The following is a 20,342-nucleotide window of genomic DNA, read 5'->3' on the forward strand; positions in this document are numbered from 1 at the left end:
AAGGAAGAAATCATATACACTTTTATAAGATGACGGTCCACAGGGATACCAGCTCGGCGAGCAGCATCGATATTTCCCCCTATGGCATAGGTGTGCTGTCCGAAAGGGGTACGAGAGAGAATAAAGGCAAAAATCAGAATAAACAATAGGGCAATGAGAAAGGCGAAAGGAACAACGCCTATGAGGTTACGCATATCTTCAGGTAGCATTCCCGCCGGTCTTTTGAAAAAGCTGTAGCCCTTTCCAGGAAGAAAGTAAGCTACAAAACCATTGCCAATTTCACCTACCTCAGGGGGAAGAAAGGTAATAGGAAAACCCTGAGAAAGGCGCAGAGCGAAACCATTGGCTACCCCATAAATCCCTAACGTCGCAATAAAAGGAGGAACTCGGAACTTGGCTACCAGGATACCGTTTACCAGCCCGGGTAAGAGACCTATTCCTATTCCTACCACTATTCCCCAGAGAATGGCTACATAAGGGGAATAACCTGCAGCGTAAAGGTCTCGCATGATAATAGCCGAAATTACGGAAATTAATCCTCGCACAAATCCCACAGAAAGATCGATACCACCTGTTATGATGACAAAAGTTTCTCCCGCCGCTAAAAGAAGAGCGGGTGAGGAGGTGATGAGAATGTTATTTAAAGTCTTAGGAGATAAAAAACCTGTTCCGGTAAAACTAAAAAGAACGCACAGAAAAAGGAGGAAGAAAACTACCCAATTTTTACCTAAAAAAAGAAGAAATCGTTGTCCAGGATTTAGTTCAGAAAGTAACATTTTTCACCCTTTTTGAAAGGAGGGAGGGTAGACCTCCCTCCTTTAGCTTCAGTCCTGAGGCATTCGATAAATATATTGTTGAGCTTCTGGATCATCTACATTATCTCGGGTGAAGAAGAAGAAACCAGGAACAATTCTCTTGGGGACTTCTTGACCTTCCACCAGATACTTATAAGCCCATTCTGCGGCTAAAGTTCCAATTTCATAGGGTTTTTGAGCCAGAACCAGATCTACCTGTCCTTCCTTTAGCGCTTTAATCAAATCTTCAGTAGCATCCCAGGCAGCAATTTTTACCACTCCAGCTAATCCAGCATTGGCCACTGCCTGGTAAGCACCCTGGGCGCTATAGAGGTTGGTACCAAAAATTCCTACGATATCCGGGTGAGCCTGCAGAGCAGCTGCTACCTGTTGCTGAGCTTTTTCTTGCACATCCAGGCAGTATTCTACTCCCACTAATTCAATATCCGGATATTCAGATATTCCCTTTTTGAAACCTTCTACTCGCTCTACTACGCTCGATGTATCAGGGTTGGTAGTTTCTACAAATACTTTTCCTTTATAATCAATCATCTCCGCCAGGTGATGAGCTACTTCCACCCCTCCCTGAAAATTATCCGTTCCAATATAAGCCAAGGGAAATGACCAGTCACTGGGTTTAGAATAATCTCCATCGCCGATGTAGGTATCAACAGTAATAATATCAATACCACTATCATAAATCCTCTTCAGGGGAGCGATTAAGGCTTCTTGAGAAGTAGGTACGATGGCAATTATATCAATATCTCCTCGGGCTGCCACCGCTTCTAAGATAGGAACCTGTACCTCTGGCCCCCAGGCTTTGGGATGTTCAGCAATGAAAGCGTCCATCCCTAACTCGGCGGCCTTGTCTTTAATTCCCTCTCCAATCAGAACCTGGAAGGGGTCAAGGATACCTGAAATGTATGCGATTTTGTATTTTTTTTCTTGAGCTAAAACTCCTCCGACTAACACCAATACCAGTAAAGAAACAATGAAGATAGTTAAGAAATTCTTTCTCATAGCAAATCCCCCTTCTTTTATAAGATTTTAAAACTTTTTTGGTTCCTTCTCTCCCCTTTATTTTTCACCTCCTAGAGGGGGAAAGGATAACCACTTAGATTATAATTCATCCTTTCCCTTTTTGCCAACATTTTGAAATTATTTTTGTAGAAAAGGCTCTTGTAACTGGAACTAACAAAAAATCATTGCTGATGATTTAGTACTTCTTGACCAGAGGGAGGTTTTTGTTATTAAATATAATAAAATTTCAAAAGCTAAAAAGGAGGAAGATATGAACAATTTTGAGTTTTTGAGCCCTACTAAGATAGTTTTTGGTAAAGGTACAGAAAATCGGGTGGGACAGGAAATTAAAAAATGTCAAGCTGAAAAAGTGTTGCTTCACTACGGTGGCGGAAGCATAAAGCGTTTTGGGCTTTACGACAGAGTGGTGGCTTCACTCAAAGAGTCGGATATTGATTTTATAGAGCTTGGCGGTGTGAAACCAAACCCCCGTGTGAGTTTGGTACGTGAGGGTATAAAGCTGTGTCGGGAAAGAGGTGTAGATTTTATTCTGGCAGTAGGTGGTGGAAGTGTTATAGATTCTGCCAAAGCCATAGGTATAGGAGTACCATATGATGGTGATGTGTGGGATTTTTATACTGGTAAAGCTGAACCTCAAGAAACAATACCTGTAGGTGTGGTGTTGACTATACCGGCAGCAGGGAGCGAAGCGAGCCCTGGCTCGGTTTTAACCAACGAAGATGGATGGTATAAAAGAGCGGTTAATGCAGAGATTATGAGACCCAGGTTTGCCATATTAAACCCCGAGTTAACTTTTACTCTACCACCTTATCAGACAGTATGTGGAGCTTCAGATATAATGGCTCATGTGATGGAGCGTTACTTTACTCCTACCCGACATGTTGACTTTACTGATAGGCTATGTGAAAGTACGCTTAAGACAGTTATAAAAAATGTACCTGTAGTTCTTGATCAGCCTGATAACTATGATGCCAGGGCTGAGATAATGTGGGCTGGTACGATAGCCCACAATGACCTTTTGAGCACTGGTCGAGTGGGTGATTGGGCATCACATGACATAGAGCATGAAATTAGTGGCATATATGATGTGGCCCACGGTGCCGGATTAGCAGTAGTGTTTCCAGCATGGATGAAGTATGTGTACAGAGAAAACAGGAATAAATTTGTCCAGTTTGCAGTGCGAGTATGGAATGTAGATATGGATTTTGAGGACCCGGAGCGCACAGCACTGGCCGGAATAGATCAACTAAAAAGATTTTATAAGAATGTGGGACTTCCCACTTCGTTAAAGGACTTAGGCATATCGGATGATCGATTAGAAGAGATGGCTGATAAGTGTACAGCTGGTGGTACAAAGACTGTCGGCAATTTTAAGAGATTAGGAAAACAAGACGTATTAAATATTTTAAAAATGGCATTGTAGACCAATCAAAGCATGGGTGCTTGCTTGTCTGGTCCTATCCATTTTGATTTTAGGTGGCCTTTATTGATGCGGGCAGTATAGTATGTATTTATAGTCGATAAAAGGGGAAAGCGTAAATTTTAAGTATAGAGGTACTTATATCTCTTACGTATAGCCTGCAGTCTTTTGAAGCCCCCAGAGCTTCCCTCCATGGGCTCAAGTTCGCTCCTTCTGGAGCTATGGTTATTGAGTGTTCTTATGTGGATTTAATCAGCCCTGAAAAGAATCCCTATCTGATGTTCTAGTCGAACTATATTTCCTCTTTCTTGATATTCAAATCGTTTTTTTTTTGTGATAACCGTAAAATTGCCAACGAATGGGAAATGATTCAAGAGAATTTATCAATTTTATAGGGAGCAGAACAGCTTACAGTGAAACTAAAAACATAAAAAAACACCGAGGGGGGAGAAAGATCTTTCTCAATATCTGCAGCGCAAAATAACTTACGGTGTGAGATAAAAGAAAAGGGCTTATAGAAAATGTAAAAGACAAAAACTACCGAAGAAGACGCTTTTTCCCTATCGGTGTGAGGGCTGCCACCTTATAACCCCTGGAAAACAAAACGACAATAGTTTAAATAAAAAAATAAAGATTGCTGAGGGGAGGTGCTCCAGTGTTGTGAGAGCCTCGCTTTTTAGTTCTCTATACTGGTTTTAGATACAAACACTTTACGCAGAAAAGCAAGGGATGTCTATTTTTATTTAATTTTTTTGTCAACTATTCGGGAAAAGAACCAGAGCTTTAACATCTATCAGAGAGCCACTTTCTTTCCCTATTTTTCTTCTAAAGTCTGTCTGACCTTTACTTTTTTCTTTATTGTGGTAAAATTCTGGAAATTTAAGTGAGTTAAGTAAGGGAGGAAAAGTAAATGCAATCTCTTTTCTATCCTCTGGAAAAGGCTGGTATTCATAACCCTCGCTATGTTTACTATAATGCAGTTGTTTCTCAGCTTTTAGAAGAAGCCATCAAAAGAGAAGAAGGAATTTTCACTTCTACCGGAGCTTTTAACGTGTTAACCGGTAAATATACTGGTCGTTCTCCCGAAGACCGTTATATCGTAGATGATGAAATTACCCATAATTCTATAGATTGGGGTAAAATAAACGTTCCCATAGAACCAGAAAAATTCAATCGGCTTCATGGTAAACTATGTGCTTATCTCCAAGGTAGAGATATTTTTGTTTATGATGGTTTTGTAGGAGTAGACCCCCAATGTAGGCTGGCAGTGCGTTTTATAAATGAATATGCCTACCAGACAGTTTTTGTAGAAAATATGTTTCTTGAAGCAACGAGGGAAGAGTTAACTAATTTTAAGCCGGAATTTACGGTAATTTGCGCTCCCAATTTTAAAGCTGACCCTGAAGAAGATGGTATTCGCTCTGAAGCTTTTGTTATCATCAATTTCCGGGAGAAAATGGTGATTATTGGAGGTACTTCTTACGGAGGAGAGATTAAGAAATCTATCTTTACAGTGATGAATTTCCTCCTTCCTCAGCAAGGGGTTCTTCCTATGCATTGTTCGGCCAATGTGGGAGAGAGGGGGGACGATGTAGCTATCTTTTTTGGACTTTCCGGCACAGGGAAAACCTCTCTTTCTGCTGACCCAAGACGGCGTTTAATTGGAGATGATGAACATGGCTGGTCGGAGAAGGGAGTTTTTAATTTTGAGAGAGGGTGTTACGCTAAGTGCATAAATCTCTCTCGAGAGAAAGAGCCTCAGATTTGGGAAGCTTTGCGCTATGGAGCTATTATGGAAAATGTGGTAGTAGACCCTGTCACTCGAGAAGCGGATTACAACGATGCCCGCTATACTGAGAATACTAGAGCTAGCTACCCCATTGAGTATATCCCAAACGCTCTCATTCCTGGTATGGCTGGACACCCTGAAGTAGTGATTTTGTTAACTGCCGATGCTTTCGGAGTGATACCTCCTGTAGCTAAACTTAGCAGAGAAAAGGCGGTGGAGTTTTTCTTACTGGGCTATACCAGTAAGTTAGCAGGAACCGAAAGAGGTATTGTTGAACCCCAGGCTACTTTTTCACCTTGTTTTGGTGCTCCTTTTATGCCTCTTCATCCTCAAATATACGCTAAGATGTTAGGAGAAAAAATATCGCAGCACGGCTCCCGGACTTACCTGGTTAATACTGGTTGGATGGGGGGTCCTTATGGGGTTGGTAAACGGATAGATATAACTTATACGCGAGCCATTGTTCATTCTTTAATCGATGGTAGCATTGAAAATTATCCTTTCCGGGAAGACCCTATATTCGGTTTCTTAGTTCCCGAAGAAATTAAGGATGTACCACGAGAGCTGCTTCATCCTCGTTCTACCTGGAGGAACGGGAGTGAGTTCGACGAGCAAGCTAGAAAATTGCAAAGCGACTTTGCAAAAACAATTAACCGTTTTAAGTTCTCTGCGGTTTGAAGTAAGCTCAAATCTGCCATTACTTTAAGCTCACCAGCCGTAGCTGGTGAGCTTTTTGTGTGCGCCCGGTATGGACGGTGGCTTGGTGGTTTTGTTTACCGGGTTGTTATTGCGAGCTCGCAGTTTTATCTGGTGTGACGATTCAATCCCCCTTAGTTTTCTCGCTACAATTGGTAGATTTCTTCATCGGTTAATAGCTGGAAGCCGTTTCTTTCCAGTATGTTATGAGCTTGAGGTTGATTTTCTACCTGTATGACCAGAACTGCTTTTTCCCCGCTTTTGATTACAAACCCGTAGGCGTCTTCGATGTTAATTTGATTTTCGGCTAAAGCCCGGGCTACCCGATGTAACCCCCCTGGCTCATCATTCATCACTACAGCAATGACCTCTTGCAGGTAAACCGGAAAATTATGGTTGCGAAGAAGCTCAAAAGCTTTTTGAGGTTCGCTGGCTAAAATTTTAATCACTCCAAATCCATTGGCGCTGGAGATGGTGATAGCCCGAATGTTGATTCCTTCCTGAGAAAGAAGGCGAGTAATTTTCTCAATTCTTCCTGGTTTATTCTCGGCAAAAATGGAAAGCTGGCGAGCCATTTTATTCCTCCTTTTTATAATTGACGGTGGTCAATCACTCTTTGAACTTTTCCTTCCGGGGCAGGTATACTCCCTGGTTCTACTAAAATTACCTCTGGAGTTACGAGAATTTCTGAATGAAGCTCAGATTGTATTCTTTCTCTCAATCTTGCTAATTTTTGTAAATCACCCAGGAATAGCTCCGGTTTTATTTCTACTTCTACTATCATTTTATCTCGATAATCTTCTCTTTCTAAAATGATGCGGTAATTGTTGCCCACTTCGGGATTGCTCATTAACACTTTTTCTATCTGCATGGGGAATATGTTTACTCCCCGGAAAATGAACATATCATCGGTTCTTCCCTGAATACGGGAAATACGCCGGTGGGTTCTACCACAAGGGCAGGGTTCCTCCAGGAGAGAAGCTAAATCTCCAGTTCGGTAGCGAATAAGGGGAGTAGCATCCCGATAAATAGTAGTGAGAACTATTTCTCCTACTTCCCCGGGAGGTGTGGGAGAAAGAGTTTGGGGATTGAGTATTTCTAAAATGTAATAATCTTCCCACAAGTGCATTCCTTCCTGAAAAACACACTCAAAGGCTACCCCTGGTCCGTTGACCTCTGATAATCCATAGGAATTATAAGCTTTAGCTCCATAAATTTCTTCTATGCGACGTCGAGTCTCTTCGCTGTGAGGTTCAGCTCCTAAAAGCATGATGCGAATGTTGAAGTCCTGTCGAGGATCTAAGTCTTCAGCTTTGATTAGTTGAGCAAGAAGAAGAGCATAGCTGGGGATAATATGAATTGCTGTACTTTTAAAAAATTTCAAAAACCAGATTTGTCTTTTGCTGTTTCCTGCTCCTATAGGAATAGTAAGCGCTCCTAACCTCTCTGCCCCGTAGTGCATGCCTAAACCTCCGGTAAAAAGCCCATAACTCATCATATTCTGGAAAACGTCATTTTTCCTCATCCCTACAGCATACATTGAACGAGCTACTTGATTAGTCCACCGGTCCAGGTCTGAAGCAGTGTAATATATTACTGTAGGAGTGCCAGTAGTCCCAGAAGAGGAATGGAGGCGTACCGCTTCTTCTAAAGGTACAGCTAAGAAACCAAAAGGGAAACCTTCTCGTAAATCTACCTTAGTGGTAGGGGGAATAAATTTTAGATCTTCGGGAGACTTAATTTTTTCCGGGTCTATTTTGTTATGCGAAAAAAGACGACGATAAAAGCTGGTTCTCTGAGCATTAGCTATGGTCTTTTTGAGCCTTTCAGCTTGTAGTAAGGATAATTCCTCCCGGGGTATAGTTTCTAGTTGTTTTTCCCAGTACAATTTTCTTCTCTCCTTTTTTTATTTATGTAACGTATAATGGATTAAGACAATTATATCTCACTTGAGAAAATATGAGGAATCGGTATAATCAAAAGCGCCTTTGCATATTTATTGGTAGTTACTTCAACGAATAAACATTAAGAATAGCTTTGCGTTGCGCATTTTCTCTTTTGGAACGGAGAGAGTAATAATAGAATAGTAATATGATGTGTCTAAAATAGAGAGGTGAATCAATTGAGTTTAGATCTGAACGTCTTTATTAGCTTTTTAGCTGGTCTTCTTTCTTTTCTTTCTCCTTGTGTTTTAGCTATTGCTCCTGCTTATGTAAGTTATATTAGCGGAGTAGAATCAACCGAAAAAGATAGGACTAAAACGATTACTCATACTCTCTTTTTTGTTACAGGCTTTACCGGGATTTTCGTGTTAATGGGTTTAGGAGCTTCTTTTTTAGGCAGTATCATTGCTCCTTACCGGGTGTGGTTTAATCGTTTAGCAGGAATTATTATTATAATTTTTGGCTTGCAGATTTTAGGAGTTTTGAAAATTCGCTGGTTATATGCTGACAAACACTTTCGCCCCCGGGAAATAAATCTATCTCAAGTGCGAAGCCTGCTTCTGGGTATATCTTTTGGCCTGGGGTGGACGCCTTGTGTGGGTCCTATTCTGGGGTCCATCCTTCTTTATGCCTCTACTATGGGGAAGATTGGGCAGGGAGGAATACTTCTTTTCTTTTATGCTCTGGGCCTGGCTTTACCTTTCATTTTTTTGGGAATAGGCTGGGGACACCTCACCACATTTTTTCGTGGTTTACAAAAAAGAGGAAGATGGGTAGAAATAACGAGTGGGATATTGCTCGTTTTCCTGGGTGTGGTAATATTTACTGGAGAAATGAATGCTCTTTTTTCTCTCCTGGGGGTGGATGCTTCTTTTAATCCTGAATTTTTGCTTTTCAGAGAATAGGAGTTTTTCTTATGCCTATCATTGGTAAAGATGAACAAAAAGTAAAAGCTTTTGGTGATGTTTCTAAAAGATTAAATCTCTCTAATCGAGTTTATAGAGGTATGCAAGCTATACCAGTGGACAAAATTGTGGGTAGTGTGGGAAGAGCAGGAGATTTGCTCCCCGGTTTTCGTCTAAAAAACCCCGATACTCGTTACTATCGCATTAGAAGAGCGATGGAAAGAGGAGAAGTTCTCCCTCCTATTATTGTATATCAGGTGGGAGATGAATATTACGTATTAGATGGTAATCATCGGGTAGCAGTAGCTAAGGAGCTGGGTGTAAAATACATCGATGCTGAGGTAATTGAATTTTTCCCTTCCGAGCTAAGGGTGAGTCGAGCCCTGCGCAAGAAGAGAGCAGAATTTGAAAATTTAACCGGACTTAAGGGTATTGATGCCAGTGAGCCTCGACATTATGATTCTTTCTTAAGTTATATTAAGGATTATGCTAAGAGTATGGAGACGTTTTTAGGAAGAGAAGTACCTCTTAAAGAGGCCAGCCTTAACTGGTTTCTGTCGGTTTATACTCCTGCAGTCCAGGCTATTGTAGAGAGGGGGTTGGAAGAAGCCTTTCCTGATAAGAGCTTGGCTGACATTTTTGCCTATGTTCTTGACTATAAATGGTACAAAAGTCAAAAAGAAGGATACGATATTGGTTTTGAACAGGCCCTGGAAGGTTTTATCCAGGAAATAGTGGGTAAACAAGAAAGCGAAGAAAATAAAAGAACTTTTATACAAAAAGTGGGAGGATTATTAGAGGAGGTATTACCTTGGCTGAGAAAGGAATAAACTGGCACGAGCTTTCTCCGGAAGAAGTAATCAAGATTTTAAACAGTAACGAAAAAAAGGGGTTAAGCGAGGAAGAAGTAAAACAAAGGTTAGAAAAATATGGGAGAAATACTCTCCCTCAGCCCAGGAAAAAAACTATCTTTACCATGTTTCTGGAGCAGTTCAAAGATTTCCTGGTATTGATTTTAGTGGGAGCAGCTTTAGTTTCTCTTCTTTTGGGAGAAATTACTGATTCTTTAGTAATCATTGCTATTTTGATTTTGAATGCTGTTTTAGGAGTGGTGCAGGAGTGGAGAGCCAGTCAAGCTCTGGAAGCTTTGAAGAAAATGACTGTTCCGGAATGCGAAGTAATAAGAGAGGGAAAACCCCTTAAAGTAAATTCGGAAGAAATAGTTCCCGGAGATATAGTGATTCTCCGGGAAGGAGATTTTGTTCCTGCTGACTTGCGGCTCATTGAAATTCATGCCTTGAAAATTGATGAATCGAGCTTAACTGGTGAATCGGTACCGGTAGAGAAAGATATTTCTCCTCTTCCTCCCGATATTCCTATCACCGACCGCCTCAATATGGCTTATTCTGGAACTCTGGTTACCTACGGGCGGGGCAAGGGAATAGTGGTAGCCACAGGTATGGATAGAGAGATAGGAAAAATTGCCAGTTTAATCCAGGAAGAAGAGGAAACAGTAACTCCTTTGCAAAAACGGCTGGCTGGTCTGGGAAAGCTTCTGGGCTTTTTGACTCTGGGAATATGTGCTCTGGTTTTTTTAGTAGGTTTTTGGCGAGGGGAAACACCTTTGGGGATGTTTATGACTGCGGTGAGTCTTGCTGTGGCAGCTATTCCTGAAGGTTTGCCAGCCATTGTAACTGTGGTTTTGGCTTTAGGAGTTTATCGTATGAGTCAGCACCGGGCTATTATCCGTAGATTACCTGCGGTGGAAACCCTGGGTTCTACTACTTATATCTGTACCGATAAAACGGGAACCCTTACCGAAAATCGTATGGTAGTTCGGGAGGCATGGACAGAGGCCCCAGAAAAGCTCTATCAAATTGCCGTCCTCTGTAACGATGCTATAGTGGAGGAAGGTGAAGAAGGTGAAGAGGTGCGTCTTGGAGACCCCACTGAGCTTGCTCTTTTAGATTATGTCTGGGAGCAAAATGTTGATTTTAACTCCTGGAGAAAACTTTATCCCCGCCAGGAGGAGGTTCCTTTTGACTCCAAACGGAAAATGATGTCCACTCTCCACAACATAGAAGGAGAAATGGCTCTTTTAGTTAAAGGTGCCCCCGATATAGTTATTACTCGCTGCTCTTTCTATGAGAAAGAAGGAGAAATTATCCCTCTTTCCCCGGAAAAAGAGCAAGAGATAAAGAAAATGATGGAAGAAATGGCTGAAAAAGCTCTCCGGGTTTTAGCTTTTGCTTGGAGAAAGATGGAAGAAGGGATTGTACCTTCCCCGGAAGAGGAAAAAGACCTGATTTTTGTGGGGCTAATAGGCATGATTGACCCACCCCGCCCAGAGGCGAAACTAGCTTTAGAAGAAGCAAGACAAGCAGGCATTACTACCGTGATGGTTACCGGTGATAATCCTCTCACTGCCCGGGCAATTGCAGAAGAGCTGGGGATGTTTTCTCCTCAGGACCTGGTAGTCACCGGACAGGAGTTAGCTAACTATTCTCCGGAGGAATTAAAAGCGAATATTAAAAAAATCAAAGTGTTTGCCCGGGTGTGGCCAGAGCAAAAACTCAAAATTGTAGAAGCTCTACAAGCTCACGAAGAAGTGGTAGCCATGACCGGTGATGGAGTTAATGACGCTCCGGCTCTAAAAAAAGCTGATATTGGCGTGGCTATGGGTATCTCAGGCACCGAAGTGGCCAAAGAAAGCGCTGATATGATTTTAACTGATGATAATTTTGCCACCATCGTGCAGGCTATTAAAGAAGGTAGAGTGATATTCGATAATATCAGGAAATTTGTGGTTTATCTTTTATCCTGTAATTTAGGAGAAATATTTACTATTTTTATTCCCATTCTGGTAGGCTGGCACAGTCATTTAGTACCGGTGCAAATCCTCCTCATTAACCTGGTAACCGATGGTCTTCCAGCTTTAGCCTTAGGGATGGATAGCCCCGAACCCGATGTGATGATGAGAAAACCTCGCCATCCCCGGGAGGGGATTGTTAATCCCCATTATATGGGGATTGTACTCTTCAATGCTTTCTTTATCACCTTAGCAGTGGTAGCCTCCTTTGGGATAGGCTTGGCTTTATGGGGACGGGAGATAAGCCGAACCATAGCTTTTGCCACTCTGGGTTTTGACGAGCTATGGAGAGCTTATAGCTTCCGCTCCGAAAAGAGAAATTTCTGGCAAATTGACCCTCGAGGTAATTTATATCTGGTGGGAGCATGTTTACTGTCTTTTTTGGTAATAATACTGGTAGTACTTTTACCTCCTCTGCAGGGTGTTTTTCAAACAGCAACTTTAAGCCTTAATCAATGGATTTTAGTTGTTCTTTTCTCTATCCTTCCTGTTAGTGCTTATGAGGTCAGAAAATTATTCCATAAAAAGGAGGAATAAAAATATGGAAGAAAAAATAGTGAAAATCGAGAATCCCCAGGGCTATAATTTGATTCTGGGGCAGGCTCATTTTATTAAGACTGTGGAAGACCTTTACGAAGCTTTGATAACTTCTTCTCCTCATTTGAAGTTCGGTCTGGCTTTTTGCGAGTCTTCAGGACCGTGTCTCGTGCGTTATGCGGGAAACGATGAAGAGCTCACCGAATTAGCCAAAAATAATGCCTGGAATATATCGGCAGGACACACTTTCATAATTTTTTTGAAAGACGGGTATCCTATCAATGTTCTCAATACTGTGAAAATGGTTCCCGAGGTATGCCACATATATTGTGCTACTGCCAATCCTGTGGAGGTAATAATAAAAGAAACCGAACAAGGAAGGGGAGTAATGGGGGTAATAGATGGGTTTAAAAGTAAAGGGATAGAGGGAGAAAAAGAAATTGCCGATCGCCATAAATTATTGCGTCAGATCGGCTACAAACTTTAAGGAGTGCTGGATGAGAAGAGCCATTGCCGACCTTCCTCTTCATGGGGGAAAGTGCCCTCCCTGGCTTTTTGAGCGGATGAAGACTTTGGGAGGACTAATTATGGAAGCTATAGTAGAATTTTTTGGGGAGGAAGAAATACTGTGTCGGATTTCTGACCCGGTCTTTTTCCAGTCCCTGGGTTGTCTCTTGGGTTTTGATTGGCACTCCAGTGGCCTGACCACTACTTTGTGTGGAGCGCTGAAAGAGGGAGTAAGAGGCAAAGAAAAAGACCTGCGACTTTTCATCTGCGGCGGAAAAGGAGCAACTTCCCGCAAGACTCCAGAAGAAATATGCCTTCATGCCCAGAAACATGCCCTCCCTTTTGCTGACCAAATGGTTTACCGGAGCCGCATGTCAGCCAAAGTAGACAATTCTGCTCTCCAGGATGGCTACAATCTCTATCACCATACTTTCTTTTTTACCTTCTCCGGAAAATGGGCAGTGGTGCAGCAGGGTATGAATCCTGACACTAAATACGCCCGCCGATATCATTGGTGGGGAGAAGGAGTAAAAGATTTAGTTTGTGAACCTCACCAGGGAATCTGGGGAGAGAAAAAAGAAAGGGAAGTTCTCAATCTGGTAGCTCGAGAGAGTACAGATTGCCGAGAGGGTATAGTAAAGTTAGCACAGGAAAAGCCAGAAAAGTTAAAAGAGGAGATGACCCTTATTCCTCGTCTTTCACTTCCTTCTCGCCACTTCATCAAGGAAGAAGATTTTAATCTGGGACGAATAGATAAAACCCTGCATATGATTTACGAGGAAAAGCCTCAAAACTTTGAAAACCTCCTGGCTCTCCGGGGAGTGGGCCCTAAAACTTTACGGGCTTTAGCTCTTACAACTGAAGTGGTAATGGGAGCTTCTCCCAGTTTTACCGATCCGGTGAGTTTTTCCTTTGCTCATGGAGGAAAAGATGGGATTCCCTTCCCCGTGGATCGGGAGACTTATCAAGAAACTATAGAGTTTTTTACCCAAGTGGTGCAACGTTCCCGTGCTTCGTCTATCGATAAGAGGAAAATGTATGAACAACTCAAGCTTTTGACGATATAGGAGGAAACAAATATGGAAACTCTGGAAGTGTTAAGAAAAAGACGCTCAGTTCGTCGGTTTAAGGATATTCCGGTGGAAAGAGAAAAAATTGAGGAAATAATCGATTGTGCGCGTTTAGCTCCATCGGCCAACAATTCTCAGCCCTGGGAATTTATAGTGGTAACCGATCCTGATAAACGGAGGGAAATTGCTAATGCCACTGATTATGGGAAATTTATTGCTCAATCTCCGGTTTGCGTAGCTGTATTTTGCCGAGACACTCATTTTTACCTGGAAGATGGTTGTGCTGCTACGGAAAATATTCTTCTTGCTGCTCGAGATTTAGGTTTAGGTTCTTGCTGGGTAGCCGGTGATAAAAAGCACTATAGTCCACAGATAGCTGAAATTCTCAATGTCCCGGATGATTATCGTCTGGTAAGCTTGATAGCCCTGGGATATCCTGCAGCAGAACCTGTTATGCCGGCAAAAAGAAGTTTAGAAGAAGTTTTACACTGGGAGAAATTTTGAGAGGGATAACAATGAAAGTGGGTATTTTATCCGACAGTCATGATAATCTTGCCTCGCTAAGGCAAGCTCTGGATATTTTAGAAAAGGAGAAAGTAGACCTAATCCTTCATGCTGGAGACTATGTTGCCCCCTTCTCAGTAGAACTTTTAACTCGCTTTTCTATCCCCTGGGAGGGGGTACTGGGCAATAACGACGGAGAGATACTGGGCATTTTTCAGAAATCAGGAGGGAAGGTAAATGCTCCTTTCTGGGAGGGAGAAAAGAATAGTTTCCGCATCTGGATTTCCCATTTTTATTTGCCGGCGCAATTAGCCTGGGAAAGTAGAAAATACAACCTGGTAGTTTACGGGCATACCCATGAAGCGGTTATAAAAGAGGAAAACGGCGTTTTCTTGATTAATCCGGGGGAAGTGTGCGGTCTACTCAGCGGAAGAGCTACTTTGGCTCTTTGTGATTTGAAAGAAGGAGTAGCAAAATTAATTGATATTTGATATTTGATTAAAATTGAGAAGGGGGATAACAGTGGAAATCATTCGGGAGCGTTTCACCCAACAGTTAAAAGAGCTGGAAGAAGATTTACTAAATATGACTCACACAGCAGCGAAAATGTTACAGATGTCTATTGAGTCTCTAAAAGAAAGAAATATAGAAAAAGCAGAAGAAGCTATTGCTTTAGATGATGTAGTGGATGACTTCAACTTTAAAATTGAAGAAAAGTGCCTATCACTCATTGCTTTGCAACAACCAGTGGCTAAAGATTTACGAGTAATTGCTGCCATACTGAAAGTTATTACTGATGTGGAGAGAATTGGTGACTATTCTGTTGATATTGCCAAATTCAGCATTCGCTTGGCCGAAAAACCGTTATTTAAACCTCTCATAGATGTGCCAAAAATGGCAGACTTGGTAAGGAAAATGTTAGAGGAGGCTATCACTGCTCTTGTGCAAAGAGACTTAACCATAGTACAAAAAGTGGTGGAAGCCGATGATCAGGTAGATGCTCTTTATCGTTCTGTTCATGAAGAAGTGGTAGAGCACATAGAAAAAGACCCCAGTGTTACTCGGCAGGCTATCTGGATTTTGATGATTGCTCGTTACTTAGAGAGAGTTGGAGACCACATTACTAATATTGCTGAGCGGGTCTACTATATGGAAACCGGAGAATTAATAGAATTACATCAGTAGGGGGAAAAAATGGAAGAGAAAAAAATCTGGTATTTTCCTCAGTCCGGTCCAGATAACACATTAGCCACTCTGGACATTGCTCTAGAAAGGGCAAAGGAGCTGGGGATAAAACATATGGTGGTAGCTTCTCGCTCTGGAGATACTGCTTTATCTCTGGAAAAGAAAGCCCGAGAGGTAGACTACTCTGGTAATTTAGTTATGGTAACTTATCATGCTGGCTTCTGTGGCGAAGATAGCATATCTTTTACTCCTTCCCGGAGAGAAGAGCTGGAAAAAAAGGGAGTGAAAATCGTCATGAGCTCTCATGCTCTAAGCGGAGTTGGCCGCTCTTTCCGACAGAAATTTGGAGGGGTGAGTATCCCGGAAATTATTGCTGAGAGCTATCGACGTATTTCCCAGGGCTTTAAAGTGGCAGTGGAGATAGCTATTATGGCTGCCGATGGGGGAGTTATTCCCACCACAGACGATGTTATCTCTATGGGAGGAAGAGGCAAAGGAGTGGATACCGCGATTCTCCTCAGAGCTGCTCATCAAAATTCTTTTTTCGATTTAAAAATTAAAGAAATACTTTGTTTACCGCGAGAAGAAAAAACTTAGAAAGGAGGAAATCTAATGATTAACACTTTTAAAGCTACTGGAGAGTGGAAAGGAGGCCTACGGATAGATACTCAGGTGAGGAATTTTACTCTTTCCTTTGATGAACCACCTTCTCTAGGTGGAGAAGATAGTGCCTGTAACCCGGTGGAGGGTGTACTGGCTTCTCTCGCCGGGTGTCTGGGGATTGTCAGCCGGGTGGTAGCTCAGGAGAAAAATTTACCCATCGAGAAAATAGAGATAGAGGTAGAAGGAGATTTAGACCCTCGAGGATTTATGGGACAATATGATCAGGTTCGTCCCGGACTGTTAGCTATTCGCTATCAGGTCAAAGTGAATGGTGACCTTAGCGATGAAGAATTAAAAGAGTTTGAAGAAGAGGTAGACAGACGCTGCCCGGTATCCGATACTTTAAAAAATGGCACTAAAGTAGAGGGGAGAGTGACTTTAGAGCAGTCTACGGCGTGAGATTAAAAGCAGAATAGATAAAAAAAATATAAGGCACTGAGGGACGCTTTTCCTCTCAGTGCTTGCAGTACAAAGTTAAAAGCAAGATAGATGGAAAAACTAAACACAAAGACACGGGGTTAATACTTCAGTGTGCCTGCGTGTTCCTATCGAGGGTTTGAACTATAGGGGAATTAGTTCCCTTGTAACTCCCTGGAAGACAAAAACACAAGGATTAAAAATAAATAATATTGGAAAGAAAAACAAACAGCTTACGACTTGAGATAAAGATATATAAAAAATCAGGAACGACAGAAAAGGGGAGTGACAGAAGAAGATAAATTCCTGGCTAAATTCCGGGAATGACATACCAAAATGACAGCAGGATAATTTCTGTGGCTTCTGAAGAAGAGGAAGTATAAATAATCCACCAGGGAAGGAAAAGAGCTTTCTCGGTATAGTAGAAATTCCCGGCACTGCTACAGCTTATTCGTAGCACAAAGTTAAAGAGGGAGCTACGTATACCACCGAAGAGACAGTCTTTCTATTCTCTGGTATATATAGTTAGCTATAAAAATAGTACAGGAAGAAATGTGTTTTCTTCAATAGAAAGGAGATTATGATGAAAGCTGCTATTTTAGAAGATATAGATCGCTTAGTGGTAAGAGAAGTAGAGGATTATGAAGTAGGGAAAGGAGAGGTGCTGATAAGGGTCAAAGCCTGTGCCATTTGTGGTTCAGATATCCGAATTATGCACCATGGCAATCCCCGGGTTAAGTTTCCCCATATCATCGGTCATGAAATCGCAGGTGTTGTGGTAGAAGTGGGTGAAGGAGTAGAAAAATTCGAGATAGGAGATCGAGTGGCAGTGGGGGCAGACGTTCCCTGCGGAAAATGTTTCTGGTGTCAGAACGGAATGGGAACAAACTGTGCTATAAACTATGCTATTGGTTATCAATTCCCCGGAGGGTTTGCTCAATATATTCTACTTAATTCCTTATCAGTGGAACAGGGATCAGTGCACAAAATCCCTGAAAATCTTTCTTTTGATGAAGCGTCTTTAGCTGAACCTTTGGCCTGTGCCATTAACGGGCTGGAGATGGCTAATCTGGAAGTGGGAGACACTCTATGTATCATTGGAGCAGGTCCTATTGGCTGTATGATGATAGAAATGGGCCGTCATATGGGGGCAACTAATATCATCGTTATCCAGCGTTCTCAGCTGCGGCTGGATTTGGCCCGTAAATTTAATGCCGACCATTATTTTTTGAGCGATAGACATGTGGAAGAGAAGGTGAAAGAGGTAACAGATGGAGAAGGAGCAGATGTGGTGATGGTGACCTGTGCCTCTCCTGAAGCACAAGAGCAAGCTCTTCTTCTCGCTCGCCATCGAGCCCGGATAAACTTTTTTGGTGGATTACCTTCCGGGGCACGTAATATAAGCATTTCTAGTAACTTTATCCATTATCAGGAATGTATGGTGTTGGGTAGCCATGGCAGCCTCCCCCGTCATCATCAAAAAGCCCTGCGGGTAATGGAAAAGGGAATGGTAAATCCCGCAGAGTATATTACTCATCGCTTCCCTCTAGAGGAAATTCAGGAAGCTTTTAGAGTAGCTGAATCCCACGAAGGGCTGAAAGTTGTGGTTAATCCATGAAGGCTCTGGTTCTGGAAGAAAAAGGAGTTTTGTCTCTCAGGGAGGTAAAGACCCCTGTCCCTCGGGAGGGAGAAGTCTTAATAAAAGTTCGGGCGGCAGGAATATGTGGCTCAGACCTCCCCCGGATTTTCGGTGGCCAGGCTTATTTTTACCCTCTCATTCCTGGCCATGAGTTTTCAGGTGAAGTAGCAAAAGTGGCAGAGGAAGAGGATGAGGAATGGTTGGGAGAAAGAGTTACAGTTTATCCTCTTCTTCCTTGCCGAGATTGCGAATATTGTGAAGTGGGTCAGTATGAGTTATGTAATAATTACGGATATTTAGGCTCTCGGCAAAATGGAGGTTTTGCCGAGTTTGTAGTAGCTCCTGTAGAGAATCTGCTTCCTCTGCCTACCAGCGTTTCCTGGGAAGAGGGAGCGCTGAGTGAACCAGGAGCGGTAACTTTGCACGCCTTGCGACGTGCTCACCCGGAGGTGGGTGATAGGGTGGCAGTTTTTGGTTTAGGCCCTATTGGGCTTCTCTGTGGCATGTGGGCAAAGTTAGGAGGAGCTCGAATGCTCACAGGATATGATGTGGATGAGCAAAAATTTCCTTTAGCTCGTGCTTTAGGTTTTGATCTCACTTTGTCTCCGGTAGGGGAAAAAGAAGAGGTGGACTTAGCTATTGAGGCTTCAGGAAGCAACCGGGCTCTTTTAGATGCTTTAAGAATAGTGAGAAAGAAAGGCAAAGTTCTCCTGGTGGGGAATCAAGGACAAGACGTGAACTTAAATCCTCAAGAAATCGGTATAATTCTTCGCCGAGAGCTTACCGTTGTTGGTACCTGGAATTCCGATTTTTCGTCTCTGAATTCAGATTGGAAAAGATTATTGGAATTAGAAGAGAGAGGAAGATTCTCTTTATCTCCTTTGATTTCTCACCGAGTAACTCTGGAGGAAGCTCCCTCTTTTATAATGGAAATGCAGCAAAAACATTTTCCTTATACTAAAGTTATTATAGAGCCATAAGGAGGTCAGTCAAATCGTGATAAAAGTTTCTGCTTCTTTAGATTGTGCTGATTATCTTAATCTGGGGGAAGAAGTAAAAAAGTTAGAAGAAGCAAAAATAGACATGCTTCACATTGATATTATGGATGGAGTTTTCGTTCCTAACTTTGCTCTAGGTACTAATCTTTTAAGAAAACTTCGCCCAGCCACCTCTCTTCTTTTTGATGTTCACCTTATGGTACAGAATCCGGAATCTTTTATACCTCTATTTGCCGATTTAGGAGCAGATATGATTACTTTTCATGCTGAGGTGAGCAGTCGTCTACATCAGTTAGTTGATAGGATTAAAAAAGAAGGTAAAAAAGTGGGGCTGGCTCTTAATCCCTCTACTCCTCCTGAGCTTCTTTCCTATCTTTTACCTTATTTAGACCTGGTACTTCTAATGACTGTAGACCCGGGATTTGTAGGACAGAAATTTATTCCTGAAGTGATACCCAAGGTTGAGAAGGTAAGAGAAATGGTAGAGAAAAAAGGCTTGAATTTGGACATCGCCGTAGATGGGGGGATTGGAGAAAAAACTGTCCCTCCCCTCAAGAGAGCCGGAGCTAATGTTTTTGTGGCTGGAACAACCAGTATTTTCTCTGGTCGGGAAGACGTAGAGAAGGCAGCTTTAGAGTTTAAGGAATTTTGTGAGAAATGCTAAGATTCTTTTCTTAAATAAAATGGTGCGCGGTGCTGGATTCGAACCAGCGACTTCCACCGTGTGAGGATGGCACTCTACCGCTGAGTTAACCGCGCCCAAAAACTTTTCTACGCACACTATTCTACCATAGTGTTATCATTTTCTTCAATACCTTGGCAAAAGCGGTTGTGGTTATTCTATAATAAATCATGTTTTCAAAGCTGTTTCTTCTGCACCTTCAAACTACCTTGTTCAATAATTTCTTTCCTGATCAATGTAATCATCAATGTCCGTATTTCATTCTTAAAGCCGGTTTTAAAGTAGGCCCTAATGTCAAGATGAAAGAGTACTCTTAAAGTGATTGTTTCATTCTGTTTAATCGCTGGGAGAGAAAATCTTCTTTCCGATTCACAATAGTTTCACAAGAAGACTTGCTTTATCTTCTAAATTAGCAGTTTTTTCACGCTATTTGAGGGGTTTGAGGAACTAACCTCTCATATTCTTCGTACATAAGAGGAGATGATATGATAAAGTCTGCTGAAGCTCTGTTACAGGCAACAGGTATGTTCCACAGAACCGCTATCCGCAACAGTGCTTTTACATCCGGATCATGAGGCAAAGGCTCTAAAGGATCCCAGAAGAAAATTAAGAGGTCTATTTCTCCATCGACAATTTTAGCGCCAATTTGCTGATCTCCTCCCCAGGGTCCACTCCTACCAGGG

At 42.1% G+C, this 20,342-nt stretch carries 20 protein-coding genes and 1 tRNA gene; 15 read left to right on the forward strand and 6 right to left on the reverse strand.

What is annotated here, in order from left to right; genetic code table 11:
• On the reverse strand, positions 1-776 hold a 776-nt coding region (locus GXZ17_RS07425), incomplete at its 3' end, for an ABC transporter permease (RefSeq protein ID WP_409376659.1).
• A 48-nt stretch (positions 777-824) separates the two neighbouring features.
• Positions 825-1,814: an ABC transporter substrate-binding protein gene (locus GXZ17_RS07430; RefSeq protein ID WP_409376660.1), complete on the reverse strand. Its 990-nt coding sequence runs from the start codon at positions 1,812-1,814 to the stop codon at positions 825-827.
• A 271-nt stretch (positions 1,815-2,085) separates the two neighbouring features.
• On the opposite strand from GXZ17_RS07430, the gene GXZ17_RS07435 reads away from it, so the two are divergent.
• Positions 2,086-3,258, forward strand: coding sequence for an iron-containing alcohol dehydrogenase (locus GXZ17_RS07435; protein WP_409376661.1), 1,173 nt, complete (start codon positions 2,086-2,088; stop codon positions 3,256-3,258).
• Between the two features lie 907 nt (positions 3,259-4,165).
• Positions 4,166-5,722: a phosphoenolpyruvate carboxykinase (ATP) gene (gene pckA, locus GXZ17_RS07440; protein ID WP_409376662.1), complete on the forward strand. Its 1,557-nt coding sequence runs from the start codon at positions 4,166-4,168 to the stop codon at positions 5,720-5,722.
• Positions 5,723-5,886: 164 nt separating this feature from the next.
• Here the strand turns inward: pckA and GXZ17_RS07445 are convergent, their stop codons facing one another.
• Positions 5,887-6,315, reverse strand: a complete 429-nt coding sequence (locus GXZ17_RS07445) for an ACT domain-containing protein (protein WP_409376663.1) — start codon at positions 6,313-6,315, stop codon at positions 5,887-5,889.
• A gap of 14 nt (positions 6,316-6,329) precedes the next feature.
• The gene (locus GXZ17_RS07450) at positions 6,330-7,628 is read right to left on the reverse strand and encodes a phenylacetate--CoA ligase family protein (protein ID WP_409376664.1); all 1,299 of its coding nucleotides are present in this window, start codon (positions 7,626-7,628) and stop codon (positions 6,330-6,332) included.
• Positions 7,629-7,862: 234 nt separating this feature from the next.
• Here GXZ17_RS07450 and GXZ17_RS07455 point away from each other — a divergent pair, with 234 nt between their 5' ends.
• The 13 genes from GXZ17_RS07455 to rpe all read left to right on the forward strand — a co-directional run bounded on the left by GXZ17_RS07455 (position 7,863) and on the right by rpe (position 19,641).
• Positions 7,863-8,588, forward strand: a complete 726-nt coding sequence (locus GXZ17_RS07455) for a cytochrome c biogenesis CcdA family protein (RefSeq protein WP_409376665.1) — start codon at positions 7,863-7,865, stop codon at positions 8,586-8,588.
• A gap of 11 nt (positions 8,589-8,599) precedes the next feature.
• Positions 8,600-9,418 (forward strand): ParB/RepB/Spo0J family partition protein, encoded by an 819-nt coding sequence (locus GXZ17_RS07460; RefSeq protein ID WP_409376666.1) that lies wholly within the window; start codon positions 8,600-8,602, stop codon positions 9,416-9,418.
• The gene (locus GXZ17_RS07465; RefSeq protein WP_409376667.1) at positions 9,400-11,994 is read left to right on the forward strand and encodes a calcium-translocating P-type ATPase, PMCA-type; all 2,595 of its coding nucleotides are present in this window, start codon (positions 9,400-9,402) and stop codon (positions 11,992-11,994) included. Before GXZ17_RS07460 ends, GXZ17_RS07465 begins: the two co-directional genes overlap by 19 nt.
• 4 nt (positions 11,995-11,998) lie before the next feature.
• On the forward strand, positions 11,999-12,481 hold the full coding sequence (locus tag GXZ17_RS07470; protein ID WP_409376668.1) for an adenosine-specific kinase: 483 nt from the start codon (positions 11,999-12,001) through the stop codon (positions 12,479-12,481).
• On the forward strand, positions 12,435-13,568 hold the full coding sequence (locus GXZ17_RS07475) for a DUF763 domain-containing protein (protein WP_409376669.1): 1,134 nt from the start codon (positions 12,435-12,437) through the stop codon (positions 13,566-13,568). Before GXZ17_RS07470 ends, GXZ17_RS07475 begins: the two co-directional genes overlap by 47 nt.
• A 12-nt stretch (positions 13,569-13,580) precedes the next feature.
• Positions 13,581-14,075 carry a nitroreductase family protein gene (locus GXZ17_RS07480; protein ID WP_409376670.1) on the forward strand — a complete coding sequence of 165 codons (495 nt, stop codon included), beginning with the start codon at positions 13,581-13,583 and terminating at the stop codon, positions 14,073-14,075.
• Between the two features lie 11 nt (positions 14,076-14,086).
• Positions 14,087-14,566 carry a metallophosphoesterase gene (locus GXZ17_RS07485; protein ID WP_409376671.1) on the forward strand — a complete coding sequence of 160 codons (480 nt, stop codon included), beginning with the start codon at positions 14,087-14,089 and terminating at the stop codon, positions 14,564-14,566.
• Between the two features lie 31 nt (positions 14,567-14,597).
• Entirely contained in the window at positions 14,598-15,260 is a 663-nt protein-coding gene (gene phoU, locus GXZ17_RS07490; protein WP_409376672.1) for a phosphate signaling complex protein PhoU, read from the forward strand.
• 9 nt (positions 15,261-15,269) lie between these two features.
• The gene (locus tag GXZ17_RS07495; protein WP_409376673.1) at positions 15,270-15,857 is read left to right on the forward strand and encodes a pyruvate kinase alpha/beta domain-containing protein; all 588 of its coding nucleotides are present in this window, start codon (positions 15,270-15,272) and stop codon (positions 15,855-15,857) included.
• A gap of 15 nt (positions 15,858-15,872) precedes the next feature.
• Entirely contained in the window at positions 15,873-16,322 is a 450-nt protein-coding gene (locus GXZ17_RS07500) for an OsmC family protein (protein ID WP_409376674.1), read from the forward strand.
• A gap of 598 nt (positions 16,323-16,920) precedes the next feature.
• A complete protein-coding gene (locus GXZ17_RS07505; RefSeq protein WP_409376675.1) occupies positions 16,921-17,958 on the forward strand; it encodes an alcohol dehydrogenase catalytic domain-containing protein in 1,038 nt (345 codons plus the stop codon).
• Complete coding sequence (locus tag GXZ17_RS07510) at positions 17,955-18,959, forward strand: galactitol-1-phosphate 5-dehydrogenase (RefSeq protein WP_409376676.1); 1,005 nt, start codon at positions 17,955-17,957, stop codon at positions 18,957-18,959. The genes GXZ17_RS07505 and GXZ17_RS07510 overlap by 4 nt, the downstream gene beginning before the upstream one ends.
• Positions 18,960-18,975: 16 nt before the next feature.
• Positions 18,976-19,641 carry a ribulose-phosphate 3-epimerase gene (rpe, locus tag GXZ17_RS07515; protein WP_409376677.1) on the forward strand — a complete coding sequence of 222 codons (666 nt, stop codon included), beginning with the start codon at positions 18,976-18,978 and terminating at the stop codon, positions 19,639-19,641.
• 20 nt (positions 19,642-19,661) lie between these two features.
• Here rpe and GXZ17_RS07520 read toward each other — a convergent pair.
• Together GXZ17_RS07520 and GXZ17_RS07525 are read right to left on the reverse strand one after the other, a co-directional pair.
• Positions 19,662-19,736, reverse strand: a tRNA-Val gene (locus tag GXZ17_RS07520).
• A 344-nt stretch (positions 19,737-20,080) separates the two neighbouring features.
• On the reverse strand, positions 20,081-20,342 hold a 262-nt coding region (locus GXZ17_RS07525; RefSeq protein ID WP_409376678.1), incomplete at its 5' end, for a methylglyoxal synthase.

The organism is Candidatus Sordicultor fermentans, from assembly GCF_012728195.1.
Lineage (GTDB): Bacteria > Atribacterota > Atribacteria > Atribacterales > Caldatribacteriaceae > Sordicultor > Sordicultor fermentans.

Bases quoted from the DNA above. Each gene is read 5' to 3' on its own strand.
- GXZ17_RS07505 (WP_409376675.1), top strand. From the start codon at position 16,921: ATGATGAAAGCTGCTATTTTAGAAGATATAGATCGCTTAGTGGTAAGA.
- GXZ17_RS07485 (WP_409376671.1), top strand. From the start codon at position 14,087: ATGAAAGTGGGTATTTTATCCGACAGTCATGATAATCTTGCCTCGCTA.
- GXZ17_RS07470 (WP_409376668.1), top strand. From the start codon at position 11,999: ATGGAAGAAAAAATAGTGAAAATCGAGAATCCCCAGGGCTATAATTTG.
- GXZ17_RS07445 (WP_409376663.1), bottom strand. From the start codon at position 6,315: ATGGCTCGCCAGCTTTCCATTTTTGCCGAGAATAAACCAGGAAGAATT.
- GXZ17_RS07430 (WP_409376660.1), bottom strand. From the start codon at position 1,814: ATGAGAAAGAATTTCTTAACTATCTTCATTGTTTCTTTACTGGTATTG.
- GXZ17_RS07495 (WP_409376673.1), top strand. From the start codon at position 15,270: ATGGAAGAGAAAAAAATCTGGTATTTTCCTCAGTCCGGTCCAGATAAC.
- GXZ17_RS07435 (WP_409376661.1), top strand. From the start codon at position 2,086: ATGAACAATTTTGAGTTTTTGAGCCCTACTAAGATAGTTTTTGGTAAA.
- GXZ17_RS07460 (WP_409376666.1), top strand. From the start codon at position 8,600: ATGCCTATCATTGGTAAAGATGAACAAAAAGTAAAAGCTTTTGGTGAT.
- GXZ17_RS07500 (WP_409376674.1), top strand. From the start codon at position 15,873: ATGATTAACACTTTTAAAGCTACTGGAGAGTGGAAAGGAGGCCTACGG.
- pckA (WP_409376662.1), top strand. From the start codon at position 4,166: ATGCAATCTCTTTTCTATCCTCTGGAAAAGGCTGGTATTCATAACCCT.
- GXZ17_RS07480 (WP_409376670.1), top strand. From the start codon at position 13,581: ATGGAAACTCTGGAAGTGTTAAGAAAAAGACGCTCAGTTCGTCGGTTT.
- GXZ17_RS07510 (WP_409376676.1), top strand. From the start codon at position 17,955: ATGAAGGCTCTGGTTCTGGAAGAAAAAGGAGTTTTGTCTCTCAGGGAG.